Here is a 4640-nt window from a genome sequence, read left to right on the forward strand (position 1 = left end):
CATCATTAAACGTGAAATGCTAGACGATACGCCGGTGGGTAATAACTATGTTGCCGCTATTCGATTAGCTGGGCAGAAAATCGACTTCAATGCCTACCTGCATACCGATGGTCAGTATTACGATAAAGATGGACACAATCTGACACCCGCTTTACTGCGTTACCCTACCCGAAACACATTCCGCATCAGCTCCCCTTTCAATCCAAAACGTCATCACCCGATCACAGGCAAAATATCACCACATAACGGCGTAGACTTTGCCATGCCAATCGGTACTCCCATTATCTCAACTGGTGATGGCCAAGTAGAACGCGTCGCCAATCATCGTTATGCCGGTAAATATCTTGTCATTAAAGAATTTGGCCCGTATTCAACTCGCTATCTACACTTAAGCAAAATTTTGGTACATAGAGGACAAAAAATCTCTCGTGGTCAAACCATTGCCTATTCAGGTAATACAGGTCGATCTACTGGCCCGCATTTACATTACGAGCTACGCATCAATGACAAGCCTGTTAACCCTATTACGGCAAAAATCCCTACATTGAAGTCCGTATCACAAACTGAGTTAGCCGCATTTCATGAGCATGTCAAAACCCTTGATGGGATGATGTCAGATGAAACGACCATCGCCACCGCTAATCTGGACTGGCTAAATAACTGGTTAATTAACACGGCCTCGGCATCTACGCGTTCAATGATGTAATGCAACATTCAATCTCGTTTGCTTGGCATAAGCCAACGAAAAAGGCATGACTGATATATATGAATAAACACCACTTTTTTCAGGGCTCAATTTTGGGCGCACAGGCTTATCAGAGACTGATTGTCGTTCTACTTATTAATATCGCGTTGTGGTCAGCAATATTCTGGGCGGTATCACTCCCATGAGCAGTCCCGTCATCTCACTGAACAATGTCAGTGTTGCTTATGAAAATCAGCCTGTTATTCAGCAGATATCTGGCAAATTTGCTCCTGGCAGTCTGACAGCTATTACTGGGCCCTCTTTGGACCCCACACCGACAAACTTCACCGATAAAGATCGTGCCATGAACCGTTCAGTTATCGGTTTGTATGATGTCATCACCAATGGTATTGAGGGCACGGCTATGGTGGCGCTGTCTCACCTTGATGAGAAACAGCGTTGGTCACTGGCCTTTTATGCAGGTAGCTTGGCCTTTCAGGATCACACTGGCATGGCAACAGTACCCACAGCCATGACTATTCAGGATTTTGTCAGTAATAGCCCCCAGACATTACTCAATAAATACCCCACGCTTGACGATGACACAGTAGCTCAGCTTCGCTCACATCCTGAGCCGTTATTTGCATCAAATGATCCACTTGCCATGGCCAAACAACAACTGAAAGCGGCACATACAAGTTATCTATCAGGTGACTATAAAGCGGCACAAGCGCTAGCTGTCAGTGCCTACCTTGATGGCTTTGAACTGGCAGAAAATGCCTTGGATGCCTACGACCCACAACTGCGTAAAGACATCGAAAAATCAATGATGGCATTCAGACAATTAACGGCTCAGTCTGAAAAACAAGACGACATTACCGCACTGCTTGAACAAACCAATCATCAGCTTAGTCAGGCACAAGATTTGTTGTCTGCCGACACCTTATCGGACTCGACATTGTTTACCGCCAGCTTGGTGATTTTATTACGTGAAGGCCTGGAAGCTATGCTGGTTGTGTTGGCACTGGTCACTGTTCTAGTCAAAACGGAGCGTCGTGACGCGGTGAAATATGTGCATGCTGGCTGGGTTTTTGCCCTGATTGCGGGTGTCGCCACGTGGTGGGCAGCCCAAAATCTGATTAGCATCAGTGGTGCAAGCCGTGAAATCATGGAAGGTGTGGGCGCCTTGATGGCCGCTGTGATTCTATTCTATGTCGGTTTCTGGATGCATAGTAAAACAAACGCGGTGGCTTGGCAGGCTTATATTAATCAACACATTCATCGACACTTGAGTACAGGTACGCTGTGGGGATTAGCAGGCCTGTCGTTCATTGCGGTGTATCGTGAAGTGTTTGAAACAGTCCTCTTTTATCAAGCACTACTTACCCAATCAGCTTCATCACAATCCATGTCTATCGCCACAGGTTTTGTTACGGCTGTAGTGATTTTAGGCCTGTTATTCTGGCTGTTTGTTAAATACTCATTACGCTTACCTATCAGAACATTCTTCACTTTCAGTACCTATCTGATGCTGGCTTTATCATTTGTATTGATAGGTAAAGCGGTGGCCGCCCTGCAGGAAGCTGATTTGATCAGCATTTCTTCATTACCCGTTGATTTTGCCTTGTCCTGGCTTGGTATTTATTCAACATGGGAGGGATTGTCAGCCCAGCTGGTAATCGTGATGTTGTCTTTGCTTATTCTGATGGGCATCAGACCTTTCGGTAACAAAGAAACCGCTTAAACATCAACATAAAAAAAGCCCGCTTTCGCGGGCTTTTTTTTGCACGCTGTCTAGATTAACTCAATCTGACTTCAACCAAATTGTCAGTAAATGTTGGGGCATGGCCCATATCCACAAACTCAGCTGAACTGACACAGTTCACCGTGCCTTTGTTCAATTGTCGCCAATATCCCAGTGTCGCCACGACGATTCCGGGACTGACATCATCTGTAATTTGAGCAAGTGCTTCAAATTTACCCCGGTCATTAAATACGGATACCACATCACCACTTTGAATATTTCGCAGGTCGGCATCCACTGGACTTATCATGACAAACTGTTCACCTTGGCCTTTTATTTTGTTGTCCATATTGGCGTAACAAGAATTCAGAAAGCCGTGGCTTTTGGGCGAAATGATGTTCAATGGGTACTTTTCAGCCAATGCCGGATTGCTCTCGTGCGTCTCTCTTGATGGCACATAATCTGGCAAGCTATCTAATGACTCACCTGGCTGGAAGCCTTCGTACATCTGCCGGAACGGACCAGCCACAAAGTTGGTAGCCCCTTTCACTTCCAGTTCACACTTTCCACTCGGTGTGGGGAAATTCCCATGGCGATGTGGGGCACGATCATCTTTGGTACCTACTTTTAATTTAGCAAAGCCATGTTGGCGTAAATAAGCCAAATCAATGCCTTCACATGCCGGTGAGTCCCAATCAACATAGTTCTCAAGACACTCACTATCCGACCAGCTAAAGTTGGCTTCTTGATAACCCATTCTGGCTGCCAATCGTCTGAAAATCTCATTATTTGGTATCGCTTCACCCGGCGAGTCCACACACTTTTCATTATAGGTTAGATATAAGTGGCCCCATGACAGCACCATATCTTCCATCTCTGCGCCCATAGAGGCAGGTAGCACGATATCAGCATAAGATGCGGTATCAGAAAGGAAATGTTCAGCCGACACCAGAAATAGATCTTCACGCATCAAACCTTCAACAATTTTGTCAGTTTCGGCCGCTTGCGTGACGGGATTGGCATTCCAGCACATCATCGATTTAATCGGTGTATCGAGCCCCAATTCTCCTGTTAGTGCGCGCCCCAGTTGTATCGCATTTACGACCGGCGTGCCTTCCGGAATCAGATCCGGACGCGAAATAACATCAAACTTATAAGGATGCTCCCAGACAGGAAACTGTAATGCACCACCACCAACATGACGCCACGCGCCGGTTAATGCAGGTAAACAGGTGATGGCACGAATTGCTTGACCACCACCATAGTTACGTTCTACAGCCACACCCAAGCGAATAGCTGCTGGTTGGGTAGAGGCAAACTCGCGCGCCAACTGACGAATATCTTCCGCAGCCACACCCGTTATCGAGGCAGCCCATTCTGGTGTTCTGGTTTTGGCTCTTTCAGATAAGGCCTCAAACCCCACTGTGTAGTTGTCGATATAGTCTTGATCCTGAAGTCCTTCTTCAATAATCACATGTATCATAGCCATGGCTAAAGCACCATCAGTGCCGGGTTTAGGCGCAATGTGCCAATCCGCTTCTTTCGCTGTTTTGGATTTATAGGGATCGATAACGACGACTTTGGCGCCCTGCTTCTGGGCATCTTTGACAATGTGCCAATGGTGGACATTGGTACTCACCGAATTACATCCCCAGAGGATGATGTATTTAGAATGGATAAAACTCTCAGGGTCGACCCCAGCTGTTGGCCCCACTGTCAGCAACCAGGCTGTACAAGAACCTTCGCCGCAAAAAGTCCGCTCACAAACGGTTGCGCCCATTTTGTTAAAAAAAGCATCGCCGCCATTTAAGCCATGCACCAGCCCCTGATTACCCAGATAGCTATAAGGCAAAATGGCATGAGGACCATACTCGTCGATAATCGCTTTCCAGCGGCTGGTGATCTCATCAAGTGCTTCATCCCAACTAATGCGTTCAAACTGCCCACTTCCCTTGGGCCCGGTTCGGCGCATGGGGTGAAGCAGACGATCCGGATGATAGTGACGCTTTTCATAATCTTTGAGTTTGACGCACAACCCACCTCGCGTCATTGGATGTTCTTTATTGCCTTTAACTGAGGTCAGTTGACCATTTTCAACCTCATACACCATGGAACAGGTATCAGGACAATCATGTGGACAGCCACCATGATGCGTCGTTTTTAATACGCTTGCCATTTTGCTCTCTCCTTCTCTGATGTGTTTTTATTTTT

General features: G+C 46.6%; 3 protein-coding genes. 2 read left to right on the plus strand and 1 reads right to left on the minus strand.

Annotated features, from left to right (window positions below; genetic code table 11):
- A partial coding sequence (locus B4K20_RS00455) for a peptidoglycan DD-metalloendopeptidase family protein (RefSeq protein WP_289281469.1) occupies nucleotides 1-706 on the plus strand: 706 nt, incomplete at its 5' end.
- A 181-nt stretch (nucleotides 707-887) separates the two neighbouring features.
- Nucleotides 888-2429 carry an FTR1 family iron permease gene (locus tag B4K20_RS00460; protein WP_289281470.1) on the plus strand — a complete coding sequence of 514 codons (1542 nt, stop codon included), beginning with the start codon at nucleotides 888-890 and terminating at the stop codon, nucleotides 2427-2429.
- 55 nt (nucleotides 2430-2484) lie between these two features.
- Here the strand turns inward: B4K20_RS00460 and B4K20_RS00465 are convergent, their stop codons facing one another.
- Nucleotides 2485-4605, minus strand: a complete 2121-nt coding sequence (locus B4K20_RS00465) for a molybdopterin-containing oxidoreductase family protein (protein ID WP_289281471.1) — start codon at nucleotides 4603-4605, stop codon at nucleotides 2485-2487.
- Nucleotides 4606-4640: the final 35 nt, after the last annotated feature.

The organism is Methylophaga sp. UBA5088, assembly GCF_002414625.1.
GTDB classification, from domain to species: domain Bacteria; phylum Pseudomonadota; class Gammaproteobacteria; order Nitrosococcales; family Methylophagaceae; genus Methylophaga; species Methylophaga marina.